This is a genomic window from Arthrobacter sp. Sr24 (assembly GCF_054511175.1).
In genome coordinates this window covers 1-21056 of sequence record NZ_JBTNDB010000035.1, presented here as the reverse complement: position 1 = coordinate 21056, position 21056 = coordinate 1, and the positions used below count along the sequence as shown (strand labels likewise).

Annotated in this window: 22 protein-coding genes, 7 tRNA genes, 1 pseudogene and 1 riboswitch; of the genes and pseudogenes, 7 read left to right on the top strand and 23 right to left on the bottom strand. The window is 59.9% G+C overall.

Going from position 1 to position 21056, the window contains the following annotated elements; genetic code table 11:
* Window positions 1–63 precede the first annotated feature (63 nt).
* The 20 genes from hisF to ACX80D_RS16435 form a co-directional block, all read right to left on the bottom strand.
* Complete coding sequence (gene hisF, locus ACX80D_RS16530; RefSeq protein ID WP_459323958.1) at window positions 64–834, bottom strand: imidazole glycerol phosphate synthase subunit HisF; 771 nt, start codon at window positions 832–834, stop codon at window positions 64–66.
* Window positions 835–896: 62 nt separating this feature from the next.
* Window positions 897–1742, bottom strand: coding sequence for an ATP phosphoribosyltransferase (hisG, locus tag ACX80D_RS16525; RefSeq protein ID WP_459323957.1), 846 nt, complete (start codon window positions 1740–1742; stop codon window positions 897–899).
* A gap of 98 nt (window positions 1743–1840) precedes the next feature.
* Window positions 1841–2104 carry a phosphoribosyl-ATP diphosphatase gene (locus ACX80D_RS16520; protein ID WP_459323956.1) on the bottom strand — a complete coding sequence of 88 codons (264 nt, stop codon included), beginning with the start codon at window positions 2102–2104 and terminating at the stop codon, window positions 1841–1843.
* A 342-nt stretch (window positions 2105–2446) separates the two neighbouring features.
* Window positions 2447–2935, bottom strand: a complete 489-nt coding sequence (ribH, locus tag ACX80D_RS16515) for a 6,7-dimethyl-8-ribityllumazine synthase (RefSeq protein WP_459323955.1) — start codon at window positions 2933–2935, stop codon at window positions 2447–2449.
* A complete protein-coding gene (locus ACX80D_RS16510) occupies window positions 2932–3699 on the bottom strand; it encodes a GTP cyclohydrolase II (protein ID WP_459323954.1) in 768 nt (255 codons plus the stop codon). The genes ribH and ACX80D_RS16510 overlap by 4 nt, the downstream gene beginning before the upstream one ends.
* On the bottom strand, window positions 3674–4372 hold the full coding sequence (gene ribB, locus ACX80D_RS16505) for a 3,4-dihydroxy-2-butanone-4-phosphate synthase (protein ID WP_459323953.1): 699 nt from the start codon (window positions 4370–4372) through the stop codon (window positions 3674–3676). The genes ACX80D_RS16510 and ribB overlap by 26 nt, the downstream gene beginning before the upstream one ends.
* Window positions 4369–5001, bottom strand: a complete 633-nt coding sequence (locus ACX80D_RS16500) for a riboflavin synthase (RefSeq protein ID WP_459323952.1) — start codon at window positions 4999–5001, stop codon at window positions 4369–4371. The genes ribB and ACX80D_RS16500 overlap by 4 nt, the downstream gene beginning before the upstream one ends.
* 1 nt (window position 5002) lies before the next feature.
* On the bottom strand, window positions 5003–6148 hold the full coding sequence (gene ribD / locus ACX80D_RS16495) for a bifunctional diaminohydroxyphosphoribosylaminopyrimidine deaminase/5-amino-6-(5-phosphoribosylamino)uracil reductase RibD (RefSeq protein WP_459323951.1): 1146 nt from the start codon (window positions 6146–6148) through the stop codon (window positions 5003–5005).
* Window positions 6145–6921 carry a nicotinamide riboside transporter PnuC gene (gene pnuC / locus ACX80D_RS16490; protein WP_459323950.1) on the bottom strand — a complete coding sequence of 259 codons (777 nt, stop codon included), beginning with the start codon at window positions 6919–6921 and terminating at the stop codon, window positions 6145–6147. The genes ribD and pnuC overlap by 4 nt, the downstream gene beginning before the upstream one ends.
* A gap of 128 nt (window positions 6922–7049) precedes the next feature.
* A riboswitch (FMN riboswitch) is annotated at window positions 7050–7194 on the bottom strand.
* 135 nt (window positions 7195–7329) lie between these two features.
* Complete coding sequence (gene rpe / locus ACX80D_RS16485; RefSeq protein ID WP_459323949.1) at window positions 7330–8004, bottom strand: ribulose-phosphate 3-epimerase; 675 nt, start codon at window positions 8002–8004, stop codon at window positions 7330–7332.
* Window positions 8005–8051: 47 nt separating this feature from the next.
* Window positions 8052–9623 (bottom strand): RsmB/NOP family class I SAM-dependent RNA methyltransferase, encoded by a 1572-nt coding sequence (locus tag ACX80D_RS16480; RefSeq protein WP_459323948.1) that lies wholly within the window; start codon window positions 9621–9623, stop codon window positions 8052–8054.
* Complete coding sequence (gene fmt, locus ACX80D_RS16475; RefSeq protein ID WP_459323947.1) at window positions 9620–10540, bottom strand: methionyl-tRNA formyltransferase; 921 nt, start codon at window positions 10538–10540, stop codon at window positions 9620–9622. The genes ACX80D_RS16480 and fmt overlap by 4 nt, the downstream gene beginning before the upstream one ends.
* On the bottom strand, window positions 10537–11112 hold the full coding sequence (def, locus tag ACX80D_RS16470) for a peptide deformylase (RefSeq protein WP_459323946.1): 576 nt from the start codon (window positions 11110–11112) through the stop codon (window positions 10537–10539). The genes fmt and def overlap by 4 nt, the downstream gene beginning before the upstream one ends.
* 81 nt (window positions 11113–11193) lie before the next feature.
* Complete coding sequence (locus ACX80D_RS16465; RefSeq protein ID WP_459323945.1) at window positions 11194–12033, bottom strand: cytochrome; 840 nt, start codon at window positions 12031–12033, stop codon at window positions 11194–11196.
* 132 nt (window positions 12034–12165) lie between these two features.
* Window positions 12166–12241 (bottom strand) — tRNA-Gly (locus ACX80D_RS16460).
* Window positions 12242–12287: 46 nt separating this feature from the next.
* A tRNA-Val gene (locus ACX80D_RS16455) sits at window positions 12288–12359 on the bottom strand.
* Between the two features lie 96 nt (window positions 12360–12455).
* A tRNA-Gly gene (locus ACX80D_RS16450) sits at window positions 12456–12528 on the bottom strand.
* Between the two features lie 39 nt (window positions 12529–12567).
* Window positions 12568–12639 (bottom strand) — tRNA-Val (locus tag ACX80D_RS16445).
* 47 nt (window positions 12640–12686) lie between these two features.
* Window positions 12687–12760 (bottom strand) — tRNA-Cys (locus tag ACX80D_RS16440).
* A gap of 26 nt (window positions 12761–12786) precedes the next feature.
* Window positions 12787–12859 (bottom strand) — tRNA-Gly (locus tag ACX80D_RS16435).
* A 424-nt stretch (window positions 12860–13283) separates the two neighbouring features.
* On the opposite strand from ACX80D_RS16435, the gene ACX80D_RS16430 reads away from it, so the two are divergent.
* From ACX80D_RS16430 to ACX80D_RS16420, 3 genes are all read left to right on the top strand, one after another.
* Window positions 13284–13355, top strand: a tRNA-Val gene (locus tag ACX80D_RS16430).
* 344 nt (window positions 13356–13699) lie between these two features.
* Window positions 13700–14008, top strand: coding sequence for a hypothetical protein (locus tag ACX80D_RS16425; protein WP_459323944.1), 309 nt, complete (start codon window positions 13700–13702; stop codon window positions 14006–14008).
* Window positions 14009–14184: 176 nt separating this feature from the next.
* Window positions 14185–14370, top strand: coding sequence for an antitoxin (locus tag ACX80D_RS16420; protein ID WP_459323943.1), 186 nt, complete (start codon window positions 14185–14187; stop codon window positions 14368–14370).
* 132 nt (window positions 14371–14502) lie between these two features.
* Here the strand turns inward: ACX80D_RS16420 and zapE are convergent, their stop codons facing one another.
* Complete coding sequence (gene zapE / locus ACX80D_RS16415; protein WP_459323968.1) at window positions 14503–15570, bottom strand: cell division protein ZapE; 1068 nt, start codon at window positions 15568–15570, stop codon at window positions 14503–14505.
* A gap of 203 nt (window positions 15571–15773) precedes the next feature.
* Between zapE and ACX80D_RS16410 the strand changes: the two genes are divergently transcribed.
* The 3 genes and pseudogenes from ACX80D_RS16410 to ybaK all read left to right on the top strand — a co-directional run bounded on the left by ACX80D_RS16410 (window position 15774) and on the right by ybaK (window position 17797).
* Window positions 15774–16697: a sulfurtransferase gene (locus ACX80D_RS16410; protein WP_459323942.1), complete on the top strand. Its 924-nt coding sequence runs from the start codon at window positions 15774–15776 to the stop codon at window positions 16695–16697.
* Between the two features lie 46 nt (window positions 16698–16743).
* Entirely contained in the window at window positions 16744–17202 is a 459-nt protein-coding gene (locus ACX80D_RS16405; RefSeq protein ID WP_459323941.1) for a SufE family protein, read from the top strand.
* A gap of 83 nt (window positions 17203–17285) precedes the next feature.
* Window positions 17286–17797 (top strand): annotated as a pseudogene (ybaK, locus tag ACX80D_RS16400) (Cys-tRNA(Pro) deacylase).
* Between the two features lie 63 nt (window positions 17798–17860).
* Here ybaK and ACX80D_RS16395 read toward each other — a convergent pair.
* Both ACX80D_RS16395 and ACX80D_RS16390 read right to left on the bottom strand, forming a co-directional pair.
* Window positions 17861–18016 (bottom strand): hypothetical protein, encoded by a 156-nt coding sequence (locus ACX80D_RS16395; protein WP_459323940.1) that lies wholly within the window; start codon window positions 18014–18016, stop codon window positions 17861–17863.
* 127 nt (window positions 18017–18143) lie between these two features.
* Window positions 18144–18317 (bottom strand): hypothetical protein, encoded by a 174-nt coding sequence (locus tag ACX80D_RS16390; RefSeq protein WP_459323939.1) that lies wholly within the window; start codon window positions 18315–18317, stop codon window positions 18144–18146.
* A 466-nt stretch (window positions 18318–18783) separates the two neighbouring features.
* Here ACX80D_RS16390 and ACX80D_RS16385 point away from each other — a divergent pair, with 466 nt between their 5' ends.
* The gene (locus ACX80D_RS16385; RefSeq protein ID WP_459323938.1) at window positions 18784–19917 is read left to right on the top strand and encodes a tyrosine-type recombinase/integrase; all 1134 of its coding nucleotides are present in this window, start codon (window positions 18784–18786) and stop codon (window positions 19915–19917) included.
* Window positions 19918–21056: the final 1139 nt, after the last annotated feature.

Here is a 21056-nt window from a genome sequence, read left to right as displayed (position 1 = left end):
ATTGTTAACGCACTAATGGGCTCACGCCGTTCAGCGACCTGAGCCCATCAATAGGAGACGGTATTAGCGGACTTCGTATCCGGCGTCGCGGATTGCCTTTTTAACATCCGCAATGGCACTGTCTGGACCAAAATGGAACACCGACGCGGCCAGCACAGCATTGGCACCTGCCGCCACGGCCGGCGGGAAGTGCTCGGGCTTGCCGGCACCTCCGGAGGCGATGATGGGGACATGCACGGCGGCGCGGACCAAACGGATGAGCTCCAAATCGAAGCCCTCCTTGGTGCCATCGGCGTCGATCGAGTTCAGCAGGATCTCCCCCACACCACGATCGGCAGCTTCCTTGGCCCACTCGATGGCATCCATACCGGTGCCCTTGCGCCCACCATGGGTGGTCACTTCAAAGCCCGACGGCGTGATCCCGCCCTGGGTGCGGCGCGCATCAACGCTCAGCACCAGAACCTGCGAGCCGAAGCGAGCAGTGATCTCATTGATGACGGCCGGGCGGGCAATCGCTGCGGTGTTGATGGAGGCCTTGTCCGCACCGTACCGCAGGAGCTTATCGACGTCGGACACCTCACGCACGCCTCCACCCACGGTGAGCGGGATGAAAATTTGCTCGGCGGCGCGGGAGACCACATCAAAGGTGGTCTCCCTATTTCCGGAGGAGGCGGTGACGTCAAGGAACGTCAGCTCATCGGCACCGGCACGATCGTACCGCTGTGCGAGCTCAACGGGATCTCCGGCGTCGCGCAGGTTCTGGAACTTGACGCCTTTGACCACGCGGCCGGCGTCGACGTCCAGGCAGGGAATAACACGGATGGCAACACTCATGGCATGTACCCTCTTTGGATCAAAATTTGGCTCAAACTGTGAAAACGCGCTGGGCTTGGGGCTTAGATCCGGCAGGCGTGAATGTTGCTGACCAGAATGGCGCGGGCGCCCAGATCGTAGAGTTCATCCATGATGCGGTTGGTGTCCTTTGACAAGACCATGGAGCGCACGGCAACCCAATCGGTGTCGCGCAGGGGCGATACTGTGGGTGACTCCAACCCGGGAGTCAAGGCCGTAGCCTGCTCCATGAGCGTCTTGGGCACATCGTAGTCAAGGAGCACATACTGGCGCGCAACCAGAACGCTGTGCAGGCGGCGGATCAGAACTTCCAGGCCGGGAGGCGGGGTGACGCCGCGTCGGCCGATGAGCAGAGCCTCGGAGTTCAGGATGGGTTCGCCGAAGATTTCCATGCCAGCGGCTTTGAGCGTGCTGCCCGTTTCAACGACGTCAGCAATGGCATCGGCAACGCCCAAGCGGACCGAGGACTCCACGGCGCCATCGAGGCGAACTACTGAGGCGTTGATGCCCAGCTCGGTCAAGTATTCGCGCAGCAGACCGTCATAGCTGGTGGCCAGGCGCTTGCCTTCAAGCTCGGCGGCGCTGGAGAAATCTCCCACGGGACCGGCAAAGCGGAACGTAGAGCGGGCGAACCCTAAGGGCAGCAGTTCCTCGGCATCCACCTGGGCGTCCATCAGCAGGTCACGGCCGGTGATGCCAACGTCCAGGGTACCGGCGCCAACATAGACGGCAATATCGCGGGGACGCAGGAAAAAGAATTCAACGTTATTCTCAGGGTCAACCATGACCAGTTCGCGAGAGTCGCGGCGCTGACGGTAGCCAGCCTCCGCCAACATCGCTGAAGCAGCTTCGGACAGGGCACCCTTGTTGGGAACGGCAACACGCAGCATGTAAATCAATTCTTTCAGGTAGTTTCAAGCAAAAAAGTTGTCGGCACTGGACTCCAATGCCGCATTAAAGGAGCGGTTCAAGCAGCCACAGCATGTGGCTAGAGATGCTTGTAAACGTCCTGAAGAGTCAACCCTTTAGCGATCATCATGACCTGCAGGTGGTAGAACAGCTGGGAAATCTCCTCGGCGCAGGCTGCTTCCGATTCATACTCGGCGGCCATCCACACCTCGGCGGCTTCCTCAACTACTTTCTTGCCGATACCGTGGACGCCGGAATCAAGTTCGGCGACGGTACGGGAGCCAGCGGGCCGGGCTGCGGCTTTCGCACTGAGCTCATCAAAGAGAGATTCGAAGGTCTTCACGCAGTCCACCTTACTGGATTCAGTGCCAGTTCGCGGTTTTTGAGACGGCCCGTGTCCGCGATCCGGACGCTCTGATGGCTGTTATGTCCATCACGTACTTCCATCACAGCGCGGCTGCGGGGTCTGGATCCCTGAAGCTGCTGGATCCCTGAAGCTGCGTACCGTTACGCGTTAACGGTGCGCAGCTCAGTGAGTAGCGCACCGTTAAGGCTTAACCTGACGCAGCTTCAGGGCGAATAGGGTTTCAGCGAGGTACCTGGAGGTTCATTCTTTGGGTTCAAACCGCGGGCTTGAAGGCTAGTGCTTCAAACGCAGAGCCCGAACCCCAAGAGTTGAACCGAGTTAGACGCCCAAGTTTGCCAGCGTTAGCGCTGTGGCCAGGGCAGCCGTGACAGCTTCGTGACCCTTATCCTCTACCGAGCCCGGCAGTCCGGCACGGGCGATGCCCTGCTCCTCGGTATCGCAGGTCAGAACACCGAAGCCCACGGGTACGCCCGTGCGGACGCTGACGTCGGTAAGGCCCATCGTTGCGGCTTGGCAGACGTAGTCAAAGTGAGGCGTTCCGCCACGGATCACCACACCCAAGGCCACCACGGCGTCAAACTTTGGAGCCAGGCGCGCGGCCGCAGCGGGCAGCTCGAAACTTCCGGGCACTCTGACCACCACGGGATTCTCGATGCCGGCATCGGCGGCTCCGCGCAGGGCACCATCGAGCAAGCCATCCATGATTTCGGTGTGCCAGCTAGCAGCAATGATGGCGAGCTTTAGCCCTGCTGCCTGTGACTTTTCTGCCGGGTCGAATCCAATAACTGGTGCTCCATGGCCGCTCATGCTGTGTATCCTTCTGTAGTTTCGGTGGTGGTGTGGGTCGCTGTTGTGCCGTTCGGATCGACGGCGTCATCCAGCGTCAGTGCGTGGTGCATGCGATCGCGTTTGGTGACTAAATAGCGCAGGTTTTCGCTGCGGGCCGGGATTTTTGCGGGCACCATGGCGACCACTTCAATGCCACGGCTAGCCAGATCGGCTTCCTTCAGCGGGTTGTTGCTCAGCAGTGCAATGCGGGTCAGACCTAGCGCCGTCAAAATGCCCGCCGCGGCCGAGTAGTCGCGTGCGTCAACGGGTAAGCCGAGTTGTTCATTGGCTTCAACCGTGTCGGCGCCGGATTCCTGCAGGCTGTACGCGCGGATCTTGTTGGCAAGCCCGATCCCCCTACCCTCATGACCGCGCAGGTACACCAAGGTGCCGCCGCGCCGGTGAATTTCTTCCAGCGCATGATCGAGTTGTTCCCCGCAATCGCAACGGTAGGAACCAAACACGTCACCCGTGAGGCATTCCGAGTGCAGCCGCACCAGAGGCACGACGGCGTCTTCCGGACTGGTGTTGTTCGGCTCAGCTGTGTTCGGCTCGCCTGCGTTCGACTCACCTGCTGGCTCACCTGCGTGCGTGGCCCCCGGGGCGCTGAGGCTGAGGTGTTCGGCCCCCGTAACCGCATCTATCCACGCCTGAACGGAGAATGTGCCGAAGCGGGTGGGCAGGGCTACCACCGGCCCTCCGGTCACTATGCATTCCTCAGACATGATCACCCTCGGCACCATTGAGAGCCGCAGCTTTAAGAGCCGCAGCGTCAAGAGCAGCACCGCCAATAACGCCACCGTCCTGCTCGGCCAGATAAGCCACGAGGTCTGCAATGGAAATCAGCACCAGCGAGAACTTGTCGGCAAATTCGCGCAACCCTTCCAGGCGCACCATTTCGCCCATGTCATCTGCAACTTCTGCAATGACTCCCACGGGCTCACAGCCTGCTAGTTTGCACAGGTCCACGGCCGCTTCGGTATGGCCAGGACGCTGACGCACTCCCCCAGCCACGGCGCGCAGCGGGAAGATATGCCCAGGACGGGTGATAGACGAAGGAGTGGAGGACGGGTTAGCCAAAACGCGCGCCGTCAGTGACCTGTCGGTGGCACTGATACCCGTTGACATACCCTCAGCCGCATCGCAGCTGACGGTGTAAGCGGTACCTTTCGCGTCCTGATTGATCGCCACCATAGGAGGCAGCGCAAGACGATCGGCATGCCCGTCATCCATGGGAATGCAAATGACTCCGGACGTGTAGCGAATGGTCCAGCCCATGAGCGCCGGGGTGCTGTGTTGAGCGGCGAAGATGATGTCGCCTTCGTTTTCACGGTCCTCGTCATCAACCACCACCACCGCCTCGCCCCGGGCTATCGCAGCAATGGCGAGGGGAATCGGATCCAAGATGGTGCTCATGATGCATCCCCAGTCAGCGTGGTGAATTCCAGCAACCGAGCCGTGTATTTGGCCAGCACGTCGACCTCAAGGTTCACGGCGCCGCCGGCCACCTTCGATCCCAATCCGGTGTTAGCCAGCGTGACAGGAATCAGCCCCACTTCAAACCACTGTTCGGGATCGGTAGCCGGGCTCACTGCCGTCACAGTCAGCGAGACGCCATCAATGGCGATGGATCCCTTTTCGGCAACGTAACGCGAAAGTTCGGTAGGAATCGAGAAACGCAGACGTTCCCAATTGCCGAGATTTTCGCGTTCCACCAAAGCGCCGGTTCCATCCACATGACCCTGGACCACATGTCCGTCGAGCCGCCCGCCGGCAGGAACGCAGCGTTCGAGGTTGACCATGTCACCCGACACCAGGGCACCGGTGGTGGTGCGCGTGAGCGTTTCGCCCATGACGTCCATCTCGATGGTGTCACCCACCAGCCGGGTGGCCGTCAGGCACACACCGTTGACGGCGAGGGAGCCGCCCAGCTCTAGGCCGTCCAGCTGTGCGCCGGCTTCGAGAACCAACACTGCGCTGCCATCTTCGGGAGCGCCTTTCAAGGCGAGGACTGTGCCTCGGCCCGCAATAATTCCAGTAAACATCTCAGCTTCCTTGCTCGATGGCGGGCACCTTGGCCGGCATCAGCGTCAATTTCAAATCCGGACCCAGCAGTTCCACTGGTCCAGTTGTGGTGGCGTCCCATTCCCAACGCTGCGCCTGCTCCAGCGTGCCGACTCCCAGATCAGTGAGGGCGGGAATGCCCGATCCCAGGAGGGTCGGTGCCAGGTAAACCACGAGTTCATCGACCAGCCCCTGAGCGAGGAATGCGGCGTTGATGATGGCCCCTCCCTCAATCATGAGGTGGCCCACGCCGCGTCCGTGTAGTTCACGTACGACGGCGGCCGGATCGTGAGTGTGTAGTGCCAGAAAGTCATCATCACCTAAGCGGTCCGGACTACTGGGGGTGCCCACGGCACCTCTCACAGCGGCGTCCGCCGGAATGTCGCGCATGCCCATGACCACTCGCAGCGGCTGCTGCGCCGCATCCGAGTCATCAGCTGCACGCGCTGTCAGGCGCGGATTGTCAGCCATGACCGTGCCGGTCCCCACCACAATAGCGTCCACCCGGGCCCGCAGCTCATGCGAGTCTTGGCGGGAAGCCTGCGAGGTGATCCACTGGCTGGTGCCGTCAACGGCCGCGATCCGGCCGTCCACTGTCTGGGCCAAGCGCGCCGTGATGAACGGACGGTTCTCACGGACAGCCACAAACCAGCGGCGATTAAGGTCTTCGGCTTCTGCGGCCATGAGGCCCATGCGCACGTTAATGCCCTCGTTGCGGAGGATTTGCGCCCCACCAGCAGCCGGCATATGCGGATCGGCAACGGCGTAGACAACATTGCCGATCCCCGCATCCAAAATCGCCTGAGTACAGGGCCCGGTACGGCCCACGTGGCTGCACGGTTCAAGGGTCACAATCAGTGTCGCAGCGGAGAGGTCACGCTTGACTCCTGTACCCAACAAACGGTTGATGACATCCGCTTCCGCGTGGGGAGTTCCAGCACCCTTGTGATAACCGATGGCCAGGAATGTTCCGTCGGCGTCAATAATGACAGCACCCACCAGCGGGTTGGAGCTACGCACGCCCTGACGGGCTGCAGAAAGAGCCGTCTCCATCCCCAAAATCTCCGCGTGGGTGAAGTGCTCGGGCTCGTTCATAAAGGAATCATCGCCACTGGATTCGAAGATCATTTTTTGGCCTCTCGGTTACTCACAGTGCTATCGACAAGGTTGCTCGCTGTGTTACTTACGGTTATGTCAGGGAACGTTGCGTCAACTGACACCTGCCGGTTTAGGGCATCTGCGTTGCGCCGCACCTTCCACCATACGAAGAATCCGGCCAAAGTGAATGCACCGTAGAAGACATACATGAAAGCGGAGGCGTAATATCCGGCGCTGAAGAGCAGCGGGACGCCCACCAGGTCAACGGCGACCCAGATCAACCAGAACTCAACCCACCCCTTGGCCATTCCATAGGTAGCCAGGAGGGATCCCATGAAGATCCAGGCATCAGCCCAGACCGGTTCGTAAGAACCAAGGGCGGAGAAAATGGGTGTGAGGATGGCTGTTCCACCCACCATGGCAGCCACCAAGAGCCACCGTACCCGGGCCCCAGCCCAGCGTGGCTCAACGGCGTCGCCTACGTGAGCGCCGTCGTCGTTCTTCTTGTGGCGGGTCTGATTCCAGCGCTGCCAGCCGTAAATGGAGACGGCGATGAACATGATTTGACGTCCGGCCTGGCCCAGCAAATTCACGTGATCGGGCGATCCGAAGACCGAGCCCATGAAGACTGTGAAGAGCAGAAGGTTGCCGATGATGCCCACCGGCCACGCCCAGATTTTACGGCGCATACCGCCGAGGGCGCTGGCGAGCCCAAAAAGGTTTCCTATGACTTCGCGCCAGAGGAGGAATCCGCCGCCGGCGAATTCAAGTTTGGCGTCAAAGAGCCATCGCAGAAAGTCCATCGTTACCTTGCCCTTTCGAGACCGCGATGGCTCCGGGGGTAACGTACAGCAAAGGCGCACCGGGCGCAGGAAGAGTGGCGGATTTTGGCTTGCTTCCACCACACCCCTGACCTGACGGCCAAGACTGTATCGTGCTTCTCCCATCCAGACTTTAACTGTCGGTTCCGGAATTTCACCAGATCAACCGTTTGCTTTCAGCTGTTACCAACTAAGAGCGCGCGGGTCGCGGACTATAACCGCCGGTTCGGAATTACACCGACCCCGGAGCACGTAATACTGCATATTCGCACCCGCGGTTGCGGGCGACTTTTTCATTATGGCACCTTTTACGGTGCCAAGCTTCATGAGGTTACAAGTTCGGGCGCCGCGGGATTATTCCCGTGGCGCCCGTGCTTGTTGCGCAGAGTGTTAGCCGAAGGCCAGCTGGCCCTTGGCACGCAGTGATTCGATGGCTTCCGCGGGCGATGCTTTGCCGTAGACCGCAGAGCCTGCCACGAACACATTGGCGCCGGCTTCGGCTGCGCGGGTGATGGTTTCCTCCGTGATGCCGCCGTCTACCTGGATGGCAACGTTGACGCCGCTGCCCTCAATGGCTGCGCGGGCGCGCCGGATTTTCGGCAGTGTCACGTCCAAAAATGCTTGCCCGCCAAAGCCTGGTTCCACTGTCATGATCAGCAGCATGTCCAGCTCTTCGAGCATGTCCAAATAAGGTTCGACGGCGGTTGCTGGGCGCAGTGCCATACCGGCCTTCGCGCCCCTAGCACGCAGTTCCCGAGCCAGTTTGAAGGGGGCATCAGAGGCCTCGACATGGAACGTCACAGAGGCCAGACCAGCATCGGCATACAGCGGCGCCCAGCGGTCAACCTCGGCGATCATCAGATGTGCATCCAACGGAATGGGGCTGACTTGCTGGATGCGTTCCACCACGGGCAGGCCGATGGTCAGGTTCGGCACAAAGCGGTTATCCATGACGTCCACGTGGACGGCGTCGGCGTTGGAAATCCGGGCAAGTTCTGCTTGCAGATTCACAAAATCGGCGGAGAGGATGCTGGGGTTGATGCAGCAGGCAAGGGGTGCGCTCACGAAAGATACCTCATCTATGGTGCGTGGATTAATGGACTGGTGGCTGGCTAGTTCTTGCGGATCAGGGCCAAGAACATGGCGTCGCTCTGGTGGATGTGCGGCCACAGCTGGGCCATCATCCGGTGTCCGGGAACGGTGGCTGTGGTGTTGCCGGCGCCCACGTCACCGCTGAGGCTGGCCGCATCCAATGCTGCACCGGCGTCGATCAATTCCAGTTCGGGGCGCTTGCGCATGGCGTCTTCAACCACGGCGATGGTTTCGGCAATATGCGGTGAACAGGTCACGTAGGCCACCACTCCCCCGGGCTTGACTGCGTCAAGTGCCGAGGTGAGGAGCTCACGCTGTAGCGGGCCCAGCTCGGTGACGTCGGAGAGCTTGCGGCGCCACCGTGATTCGGGACGACGGCGCAGGGCACCTAATCCGGTGCACGGGGCATCGACCAGGATGCGATCGAACGCGCCCGGGTGCTCTTTGCCAATGTCGCGGCCATCTCCAGTGCGTACCGTCCAGGCGTCCTGTGGAACGGCAGCTAGGGCTTGCGAAACTAGTTTGGCGCGATGCGGAGCCGGCTCGTTAGCCAGCAGCCAAGCATTCTTCTGTGCGGCCAAGGCAGCCAGAAGGGCGGCTTTTCCACCGGGTCCGGCGCACAGATCAAGCCAGCGCTCCTCGGCGTCGTTCTTCTGTGAGGAGATCTCCACGCCAGCCAGGGCCCGGGCCACCAGCTGCGAACCGGCGTCCTGAACGCGGACGGAACCGTCGCGGACACTTTGCAGCCGGCTCAAATCGCCGCCGGAGGATAGGGCGGAATCCACTACCAACTCACCGGCCGTGAAGTCAGCCTCGAAAGCCTCGGTGAGATCGCCAAGTCCGGGCAGGGCCACGAGGTTGACCACGGGGGCAGCGTTGTCAGCTTCCAGCAAGGCCGTGATCTCGGAGACGTCGCGGCCGTGGGCCACCAGCGCCTGGCGCATCGAGCGGACGATCCACTCGGGGTGAGCGTGCTCAATGGAGGCGATCTTGACGTCGTCGCTGAGGCCCTCGGTGAGCTGCTCGATCCACTCGGGGAGTTCCTTAGCGGCAACCTTGCGCAGCACAGCGTTGACCAGGCCGGAGGGGCCGGCACCAATGACGGCGCGGGCCAGGCCAACGGTCTGATCCAGGGCGGCGTGGGTGGGCACGCGCATGGCCATAAGCTGGTGGGCGCCAATGCGCAGCGCGTCCAGGATGGCGGGGTCCAGCTCGCTGAGCGGGCGGTCAACGCAGGTGGCCAAAATGGCGTCGTAGGTGCCCTGAGCACGGAGCGCGCCGTAGGTCAGTTCGGTGGCGAAACCCGCGTCACGGCGGTCCAGTCCGTGCTTGCGGATACGAGCCGGCAGCACCAGGTTGGCGTAGGCGTCATCAGCGGAAACCGCTCGGAGCACCTCAAAAGCCACCAAGCGTGCGGGGTCCGCAACGCGGGTACGCTGCCCCGGTGCGGTCTCGGTCCGGTTGCGGCCGGTGCTGCGGTTACGTTCGCGCCCGGAATCATCACGACGCCGCACACCACCGCCCTGGCTCTGGTGGCCACGGCTGGAGTTGCTGCTCTGGTGGCCGGAACGCCCGCCTTGCTCGCTGGTCATTCAAACACCACATCTTCCTTGTTGCCTAGGCCGCGGGCCCAGTCTGTTGCCTTCATAAGTTTTTTGCCTGCAGGTTGCACATCTACCAGTTCGACGGCGTGCGATCCGGTGCCCACCACAACGGTTTTCCCGCTGATCAAGAGCTGCCCGGGCGCCAAATCTGCGACGTCCGGACGCATCAGCACCGGACCCAGTTTGAAACGCTGTCCAGCCAACATGGTCCACGCGCCGGGTTCGCTCGTCACGCCCCGAATGCGGCGGTTGATAGCCAGGGCTGGTTCGCCCCAGGCCACGTGTCCGTCTTCAAGGGTGAGCTTGGGCGCTAGGGAGATCTCGCCCTGCTGGGGCACTCCGCTGAGGGCTCCGGCGCCGATGCCGTCAATGGTCTGCGCCAACAGAATTGCCCCGCTGTGCGATAGCCGATCCAACAAGGCGGCGCTGGTATCGGTGGGCCGAATGGTCTCGGTCATGGTGCCGTAGACGGGGCCGGTATCGAGTCCCTTTTCGAGCAGGAACGTGGAGGCACCGGTGATCTCATCGCCGTTAATGACGGAGTGCTGCACGGGTGCCGCGCCGCGCCAGGCTGGCAAAAGTGAGAAGTGTAGGTTGATCCAGCCGTGCGTCGGCAGAGTAAGTGCCGAGGAGGGGATCAGGGCGCCGTAGGCAACAATGGCGGCCACCTCAGGTGCGGCGGCGGCGATGGCCGCGGCAGCTTCGGCGTCGATCTTGTCTGCCTTGATGACGGGCAGGCCCAGTTCCTGCGCGCGGGCGGCAACGGGCGACGGCGTCATAACCCTTTTGCGGCCCAGCGGCGCGTCCGGGCGGGTCAGGACAGCGACGATCTCATGTCCCGCCTCACGCAAAACTTCCAGCGACGGCAACGCTACAGCGGGGGTTCCGGCAAAGAGGACCCTCATTGAGCGGCCCCTGCGCCGAAGGTGCCACCGAAGGCGGAGCCCACAGTCTTGGCGCGCTTGGCTACGGTTTCATTGGTGACGTCGTGGTAGTTGGCCGTGCGAATGGCCCGGAGTGCGTCTTTGCGGTCCTCGCCTTCGAGACGATCCACGTAGAGCTTGCCGTTAAGGTGGTCCGTTTCGTGCTGGAAGCACTTGGCCAAGGTGCCAGTCGCTTCCATGTCCAGGGGATGGCCGTGCTGGTCAACGCCGGTGATTCGCACCCAGCGCTGGCGGGCCACGGTGTAACCCAGCCCGGGCACAGAGAGGCAGCCTTCGGGTTCGCCGGGGGCCATGTCATCGCTAGCCACCAGCACAGGGTTGATAACGTGCCCTTCGGCCCCGTCCACGGAGTAAGTAAAGATGCGCTTGTTGACACCAATTTGAGGTGCAGCCAGACCGGCGCCATGGACATCGTGCATGGTCTCTGTCATGTCGGAAATCAACTTGGCCAACTCAGGGCCAAATTCGCTCACTTCCTCGGCGACTGTTCTCAGGACAGGGTCGCCAATGATGCGAATGCTCAGGATGGCCATGGGTGGGCACCTCACTTTGGAATTGATGCAGACCGAATCAGGCCTGTGGAACTGCTTTGGGATAAGTCTAGTTGGCGGTTACTACGCGGGAGGCGCAATATCGAGCAAAGCAGTGCCTGCTTGTGCTGCGTCCAATGAGGTTTGCCACACGCGCCGCAATGAGGCGAATTTGAACCAGTGCGCTTTCAAGACCTGAGGGTTGGCTTGCAGGGTGCGGACTTCTGTTTCGCCGATGGCCACGCCGAGCAAAATGGGATCTTGGCCGTACTTCCAGGCTTCCCACGTGCCGGCCGCTTCATCAATGATTGACTCCTCAGCCTTCATGCCGGCGACGAGCTGCATGACTACCTTGGCATCGAGATTCTTGACCTGACCGTTGCGGTCGGTGCCCTTGGTCTTGTAATCGATGATGCACAGGCGTCCGCCAATGGTTGCCACGAGGTCCAGGGTTCCGGCGTAGCCCAGAGTCTCATTCCAGACAGTGATTTCCGGCTGTAGCGGCTGGACCTTGTAGTCGCTCCACCAGGTATCAAAGCGGAGGGCAAAGTTCTCTTCGCCGTGTTCAGCTAAGGCTTCCTTGGCTTCGGCAAGCTGGTGGGGCCGGTCCAGAGCGCGCAGGGCCACCTGTTCGCAGTAGTTATGCACGCGGTCTCCACGCGCTGCCGCAGCATCACGAAACTGTTCGGCAGCGTTGGAGCTGTCGCGCACAACAGTGCGCAATTGGCCCGGGTTACCTACGGCAGAGCTCAGATCGGGGTGTTTCACCACGGCAGTTGCCGCCATGTAGCCAATCCATCCATCGAGGGAGGTGGCTTGTTGCCCAATCACGGTGGTTATGGAAGGGACCTTGGGCGGGTCTTGCAGGGAACGGGCGTACATGCGCCCTAATTCTGTGCTGTGGGCCAAAGCTGGAGCTGTCATGCTTCTACTATTCCACTTCCGTCCGACACTGCGACTGCTCTTGGCCGCAGGCTGTGGACAAGTTTGTTCCAGGACTAGAACTGCTGAGAAATGAAAAATGCCGGAACCCTAAGGATTCCGGCATTTCTCTCTTGGAGTGGTCGACGAGATTCGAACTCGCGACATCCACCTTGGCAAGGTGGTGCTCTACCAGCTGAGCTACGACCACACGTACTACACATTTCATACTTCGAATGAATGCTGATATTCATTCGTGGGCGATACTGGGATCGAACCAGTGACCTCTTCCGTGTCAGGGAAGCGCGCTACCGCTGCGCCAATCGCCCAATGATTCCAGCTGGCTGAAATCGTTGATCTTACTTGGAGTTGCCCTGCATGGAACTGCCGGAACCCAAGGATTCCGGCAGTCACACAACGATCCGAGTGGTCGACGAGATTCGAACTCGCGACATCCACCTTGGCAAGGTGGTGCTCTACCAGCTGAGCTACGACCACAGGTACTACATATAACAAATGAACGCTGGAGTTCATTCGTGGGCGATACTGGGATCGAACCAGTGACCTCTTCCGTGTCAGGGAAGCGCGCTACCGCTGCGCCAATCGCCCATTGCATCCCGCTGAACTATACAGCAAAATACTTTGGATCAGCCAAATGGAGGTGGGAACGGGATTCGAACCCGTGTGCACGGATTTGCAGTCCGTTGCCTCGCCTCTCGGCCACCCCACCATGCGAACTGAATATGGTGTCATGCGAGCGGTTGACGAGATTCGAACTCGCGACATCCACCTTGGCAAGGTGGTGCTCTACCAGCTGAGCTACAACCGCATAAGCTACATTTTCTTGCCTCTGCGTTTCCGCTTCGGTAGTCCGTGTTGCTGCGGTGAAAACATTACATGAGCAGAATCCGAAACACCAAATCGAACATCCTCGCGAACCACCTTGGCCCAATCCAACTGCCGTACTTCGTTGAGCTGGTGCGGATCCAGGGTTTCCCATTCGAATTACAAAGGTGTCATTTAGACCCCTTTTGGGCTCATTTTGGGGCGCTGCGGCCAGAATTAACCATGAGGTCCTCGTCACATCACCACGCACCATGACACCTTCTCTCCGCTCATGGGAAAGCCCTGTCACGCCTGAGTCAGGTTCCTATTCGGTTCCTGTTCGAGCGATTATGACTAGGTGAAAGTTTGGGCTATTGTTTTCAACGCACCAAGGATCATGCATAGCCTGCGGGATATGTGCGTGAATTGGGCGATTGGCGCAGTGGTAGCGCGTTCCGTTCACACCGGAGAGGTCGCTGGTTCGAACCCAGTATCGCCCACATCAAAGAAAAGCCCTTCAGATCAGCACAAACGCTGAGAAGAGGGGCTTTTTCGTGCCATAAATCAGGTCGCCAACTCCCAAACCGGGGGTTAGCGGCCAAATCGGCGACGTACCGCGAACCAGCAAGGTACCGCGACTCTCTCCGCTGTTCCCCCGCAACTACTGACCCCGGACTATGTCGGCACCGCGAGTCCTCACGTTTGGCCCCCTAAGATCGATTTAGGGGGCCAAACGTGAGGACTCGAGGGCAGAAATTGTTTGCTAAGAGTTAGCGGCCACTGTTTCGGGTAGCTGAACCGGTCCAGACATCTAAACCCTGACCCCACCCAACACCCTGAATCTATGTCAGTGCCTGCCGGTAGCGTGCCCGGCATGGAGAATCTGGAAGTAACAATGGGGCCGCGTGGACCTGAATCTTTCGTGCGGGAGGGCCGCACGTGGCACGTGGGGGTGCAGCCAGTGAGCTGGTTCGAACGGGTGGATTGGTGGCGGAGCGCGCGCCGTTTACCTCGCCTCATGGATGTGGAGGTCTGGCAGGTGCAGGCAAGGATTGGCCACAACCCCAAGACTCCCCTGGTTACCTTTGAATTAGTACTGGATCAGGACCGGGTCTTGTGGAGTATCCGTTCTATGGCTGCCATCGCCGCCTAAACCGACTTAACGCCGCCTCATGCCAAACGTCTAAGCGTAGATAGCGTGGACATACCTGAAGCCACCCAGTCAGCTGAGGGCACAACTGCGGGAAATATCGTTGACAAGGTGGGCAAAGATACTAAGCTAAGAAAAGTTGGGGCGCCAATGGCCCCAGGAGCGAAGGGAGGTGCCTATTGTCTATTTTTGACAATATCAAGGGCAAGGCTGAAGGACTGATCAACGGCCATGAGGATTCCATCAAAGGTGGAATTGAAAAGGCTGGTGACTTTGTTGACGGGAAGACCGGCGACAAGTTCAAGGATCAGGTGGACGGTGTCCAGAAAGCCGCGTCGGACTTTATTGATCGCACAGGCAAATAGCCTGACCCCTTCGCCCTTTTGAATGGCGTCAAAGAAGGCCCCGGTACTGTCGAGAGACGGCACCGGGGCCTTTCGCATTCCTCACGCCACAACAAGCGAAAACAAGCAAAAGCGCGCGAAAACAACCAGCCATCACCCAACCGGCTGGCGGTCCCCGATTTCCTGAGCTTCACGGGCAAGAGCAGTCAGACGCGAGACGGCACGGAAGTATTTCTTCTGGTACCCACCGGTCATCATTTCAGGGGTGAACAGCTGATCCAAGGGGACGCCGCTGGCCATGATCGGCACATCTTTGTCGTAGAGCCGGTCGGCCAGCACCACAAAGCGCAAAGCCACCGATTGCTCGGTGATGGTGTGCACATTGCGCCACACTACGGCGTCGATGCCGGAGAGCATCTGCCGGTAGCGGGACGGGTGGACGCCGGCCAAGTGATCCACCAGAACGCTGAAGTCGTCAACAGCCACAGTTCGCCCGGCAAAGTCCTGGCGCATGCGTGAGTCAAGGTCACTATTGGCTACAGGCTCGGGAGGCGTGGGTAGGCCACGGTGGCGGAAGTCCTCACCATCAATATGCAAGATCTCAAACTGATCGGCTAGGACTTGGATTTCGCGCTTGAAATCAACGGCGGCAAAGCGTCCATCGCCCAAGGATCCCGGCAGCGTGTTGGACGTGGCGGCCAGCCGCACCCCGGCGTCGGCCAACTCACGCATGAGGCGCGACATCAGTACGGTATCGCCTGGATCATCGAGCTCGAACTCATCAATGCACACCAGCTTGTAGGCACTCAGTGCCTCCACGGTTTTGCGGAATGACAACGCACCCACCAAGTTGGTGTACTCCACGAAGGTGCCGATGGCCTTGGGACCCTCAACCTCATGCCACAGAGATGACAAGAGGTGGGTCTTACCTACCCCAAAGCCGCCGTCCAGATAAATCCCGGCACGCTCCGCACCGGCACCAGCAGCCTTAGCTTTGCCACCAAAGAATTTCCGTAGCCCACCACCAGCCGGCTTCTTCGCCGCACCGTTGGCAAACTTCTGCAGCATAGTCACCGCCTCTGATTGCGAGGGTTGCGAAGGATCCGGGCGGTAACTGTTGAAGGAAACCTCACCAAAGCGCGGCGATGGGACAAAACCCGCTAGCAGTTCATCCACCGAAACCGCCGGGCGGCGCGTGGAAAGTTGCTCAACCTGTACCAAGAAAGATTTCCGATCATCAAGAATTTGCGCAGACCACCAGCATGGGGCCCACAACTCACGTTTCTAAGAATACCCACGCCATATTGCGTAGCGTTAACGAAAGGAAGCTTTCGGGGTCCCCCGTGGTTACGCTGATTGAGAGGTTCAGCTGTCGCCCTCCCCTGTGGCACCAGCTATGAACCACCTAGTTTAGAAGGGCCATCATGCCAGTAGCAGCAGAAACAAATGAGAAGTTCGCATCGTACGCCCACCCGGAGCGCTTGGTTTCCACCGAGTGGCTCGCCGCCGCACTGGCTGACGGTGCCGCCGCGGATGGCAGCATTGTGGTGGTTGAGTCCGATGAGGACGTATTGCTCTATGAGACCGGCCACATTCCCGGTTCCGTGAAGATTGACTGGCACACAGACCTGAACGACGACGTCACTCGCGACTACATCGACGGCGCCGCTTTTGCGCTGCTCGCCCAGGCTAAGGGCATCTCCCGCGATTCCACCGTCATCGTCTACGGCGATAAATCCAACTGGTGGGCCGCCTACGCGCTCTGGGTATTCACTCTGTTCGGTCACGAAGATGTTCGCCTGCTCGACGGCGGACGCGATAAGTGGATTGCCGAGGGCCGCGAGCTCACCACGGACGCCACCGAGGTCACTCCCACCGAAAGCTACCCGGTAGTGGAGCGCAACGACGCCCCCATCCGCGCCTACAAGGACGATGTCCTAGCGCACTTGGGCAAGCCGCTCATCGACGTCCGCTCCACCGAGGAATACACCGGCGAACGCACCCACATGCCCGCCTACCCGCAGGAAGGAACGCTGCGTGGCGGTCACATCCCCACCGCCACCTCCATCCCGTGGGCCCGCGCCGCTGCCGAAGACGGCACCTACCGCTCACGTGAAGAACTCGAGGCTCTCTACCTCGGCGAAGCCGGCCTGGTTCCGGGCGACGACGTGGTTGCGTACTGCCGCATCGGCGAGCGTTCCAGCCACACCTGGTTCGCCCTGAAGTACTTGCTGGGCTTCGAGACCGTCCGCAACTACGACGGTTCCTGGACCGAGTGGGGCAACGCCGTTCGCGTCCCCATCGCCGTCGGCACCGAGCGCGGCGAACTCCCCGCCTCGGCCAACTAATCACCACGTTTTACACCAAATAGAAAAGAAACGTACGCTTTAGTCGATGACTACTTCACAAGCACTGCCAGCTGCATTGGCCGAGATCGTCAAGGATTTTCAGGAACTAACGGAACGGGACCGGCTGACGCTCTTGCTGGACTTCTCCAAGTCGCTGCCGCCCTTGCCGGACCGACTCAAGGATCACCCCGAGCTCTTGGAGCAGGTGGTGGAATGCCAGTCACCACTGTTTTTGACAGTGGAGTCTGAAAAGACGGACGACGGCGAGGTGGTGCGTCTGTTTTTCCAGGCACCTCCCGAGGCACCCACCACGCGCGGCTTTGCTTCCGTATTGTTTGAAGGTTTGGACGGGTTGACCGCCGCAGAAATTCTGGCCGTACCGGATGACATGCCCGAGCAGTTGGGCCTGACTCGCGCTATTTCACCCCTACGTATGCGCGGCATGTCCGCCATGCTGGGTCGCGTCAAGCGCAAGATCAACGGTGGGCTCCGCCCGGCCGCCTAGGCTCGGTTGCTGCAGCTAAGCCCCGGTTCTCCGAGATCAACTGCATCGGAGAACCGGGGCTTTGTCCTGGCATAATTGATGTCATGGCCAAGAAGAATACTGCCTCGAAAAACCCCGCCGGGGGCACTGGTACACCGGCAACGGTTGCACTTACCAAAGCTGGCATTAGTTTTACTGCACACCCCTATGACCACGATCCTGCCAACACCAACTACGGTATGGAAGCGACAACGGCGTTGGGAATCAAGCCAGCCCGGGTCTCAGGGCTCTAATGACGGATGTGGCCGGAACTCTCGCTGTGGCTATTGTGCCCGTGAACGGGACCTTGGATCTGAAAGCCATGGCTCAAGCGTTAGGTCACAAGAAGGCCGCGATGGCCGACCCGGCCACTGCCCAGCGCCGCACCGGTTACGTATTAGGTGGCATCTCACCCATTGGCCAGCGCCAGCCCTCCCCCACGGTGCTGGACGAATCGGCGCTGGATCACGAAACGATCTTGGTCTCCGGCGGACGCCGCGGATTCGACATTGAACTGTCCCCGGCAGATCTGATCACCATCACGAAAGCGTCAACGGCCAAGATCGGGAGCCGGTAGCGCTCCTCAAATCAGCGCAGCGGTCGGCGGGACTTCCCCAGCCTCACGCCGCCGATTCTCAGGTTAACGGGCATCATCCTGGTTCAGATGACCAAAAATCGCCGCCATCGTTTCCGGTGACACCTCACCCAGATTTTTGGCGCTAAACGACTTGTCCCACGCTGCCCGCAATGCCTTCAAATACTCAAGCTGGCAAGTGGTCAAATCAGGATTTGCCATGTCCTCGACGCTGCGAAAAATAGTCTTGGCCCACGGTGAAAAAGTCTGCCAACTTCGCCATCAGCTGTCGATCCCGGAGCAACCGTCCAATGACATCTGTCATGTAGTTCCACCGCGCCCTGGACAGTTAGACACCACGAGCGGCCATCGCCGTGCTGATATCCGTGAAAAGCAGGCGCCTGCCAGTCATCCTGGCAATATTGTCCAGCTGCAGGAGATTCCTTCGGGACAGTTCGCCTTGAGGTGTGCGCCCGGCTCTAGCAACTTCATCGGCCACGCCTGACGCTTCGTGATTCGCCATGAGTCTCCAATCTGAATCTTGTGGCTGACTCAAGTATCGTCTGTGACGTTGCGCGCGACAAGCCACCTACAGTCCTGCAGCGTTGGCGATACGGCACGTGCTCGCGCTCCACTGGAAAGCTTCGATATCGAGTAGGTTCCGACGAGAGGCTCTCTAGCATGCGCCCCTCCCCCGCATTGGGGAGATCGTCATGGGAATTTTTCGCTGTGGCACCAGCGGTCATGTAGTTTCACTGCCTTTGCGCCACGGAAAGGGGAACGTCCATGTTGAGGAGGTGCATCTGATGAGCGAGAAAACAAGCCGGCTCCTGCCACCGCAGCAGTCGCTGAGGAATGGCTGACCCCGCGGGACATCTGCAAGGAACTGCAGATCCCGGAGCAGACCTTCTGCCAGTGACGCGTCGAGCACCTCGGGCCGGGAGCTCACCGGATCGGCCGACACCTGCGCATCAGCCGGAGCGACTTGAATGAGTGGCTCGACACAACAGAAGATCCCTTTGCCTAGAGCACGCCTGCTGTTGGGTACGTGGGGTCAGATCACCCGCATGCAGCTCAAGCCCATGATTTGGCGTGCCCGCGCCAAGTTCCGATCCTTCGACGGCGTCGTCCGCAGGTACGAAGCCTGGGGAGCTTCAGGGCCAAAGGCCGAGGCGGCCCTGATTCACAAACTCAGGCTGCTTGTCCCAGTGAACGAGGATGAGATCAGGCCGGAGATGCAGTTACGTGAGCTTTCACGAATTTGGTGGGCAGAATTTGAAGACCTCGGCAGGGCCGCCAACACCAGCAAACGGTATCGGGAACTCTTGGACACCCACATCCTGCCAGGCACCGGCGAGCTGACGATCAGAGAAGCCAACGTCAATGCCCTCGGCAGGTTCCTCAAGTTCATCCGAACCAATAGTGGCGCCACGACGGCGAAGATGTGCAAGACCATCCTGTCCGGGATGCTTAGCCTCGCGACGCGGCACGGTGCCATCAGCGCCAACCCGCTACGAGAGGTCGCTAAAATCCCCATCGTCGTGAAGGAAGTCCGAGCACTTACCCTGGATGAGGTGATCGCTCTTCGCAAAGGCGTCTATAAGTGGCAGCAGCCGACCGGACGCCCCAATGGCCTGCATGAGAAGGATATCCTCGACGTCGTCGACATCATGCTGGCTACCGGTGCCCGCATCGGCGAGGCCCTGGCATTCCTTTGGACTGATGTCGACCTTCAGGCCGAAAAGCCAACAGTGACTATCAATGGCACCGTCATCAAAGTCAAAGGCATGAGCGGCCTGAAAATCCAGGACCACCCGAAGAGTTCCAATTCTCGGCAGAAGTACTTCCTGCCGTCCTTTGCCGTTGAGATGCTGCGCAAACGTCAGGCGGACACGGCCCGGACCAGTGACCTTGGACTCGTTTTTGCTTCCAGTGTGGGGACAATTCGTGATCCCAACGGCTTCCGGAAGCAATGGCGCGAGGTCCGAGAAGCCCTCGGCTACGACTGGGTCACACCACACACGTTCCGAAAGTCAGTCGGCACGATCCTCGCCAACACCCAGGGCATTGCCGCCGCGACGGCACAACTAGGCCACTCCAATGAAATGATCACCAGCAAATGAATACTTGCTTGCTTGGGGGCCAGCAATATTGCCCGTGGGGACCACCACGAAAAAACTTGAATATTGTCCGTGGGAGCCACCGGTAGCGCTGCCGAAAGCCACTTTGCCGGCGGGGTGGTGCGTACCGCGACGTGAGCAGGGCTGTTGTTCTGGTTTGGTGCCCCTGCAGGCGGCCGGCCACTGCTAGCGATGGGAAATGCGCGGCTGACCCCATCCTGCCGACGATGGTGGGGCCGCTGCTTGGGGCCCTGCCTGGAAGCGTCTCCGTAGGCGGCCCGCACCTAGGCGCGGCAACCGCAGCTCGGTCATGCAGATGGGCGGTACCAGAGGACCGAATTCGACCAGAATCAAATCGAACATATCGAAGGCCGACGTTGGTCCCCACGTGGGGATGTGCTGGTCCCCGACTGCAATATCAGTGGCCTCCAGCCGCAATAATGGGTGGTCTCCAAAGCGTCGAATACTCAGCAAACACTACGTGCAGAAGACGCACGAGGCACCGGACAATACAGAGGTGCTGCAGGCGTTTGGCGAACCCTGACCCGACTTGATCCACGCCAGCGACTAGCTGGGCTAGAGTCTCCTCACATAGCCAAACTAGGAACTAGATTCGGTGCATCCCGGTTCGTGGTGAAACCGCGAAGATCCGACGAGACTCAACAGAAACGCCTACGAAATCTCTGGCGAATGTTCGAGTACTTTGGTGGGAAGTATCAACATAGAGGTAACATTTTGGCTGGTGATTCTGTCCCCACATCTGTCGATACGGCTTAGCCGCAAGTGTCATCACAGCAATGTCCGCCCGATCCGAAGATGACCTACGCCCGACCAGCAAATCCTCTCTACAACGAACCTGTTGCCGCGACGGAATGACACTGCCCGTAGTCAGCATGGAGACCCAGTGCTTGTCATATGTCCGTAAGTGCTACATGAGATTGTGACAGGAGCGGAACGTTTCGAAGGCAACGCGTAGCATTCATGAATACTCGGATTTTCCGGGTAGCATGACAACACCAGCAAACATTAGCGGCTCTTCAGAATTCAGAGTGTAGTTTCGGTCTGAAGCCTCCGGATTCCAGCAACGATCTGGCGACGTAGTTGGTGAGATTCCGGAAGCCTAGGGCAGAGCCTCGGAGGTG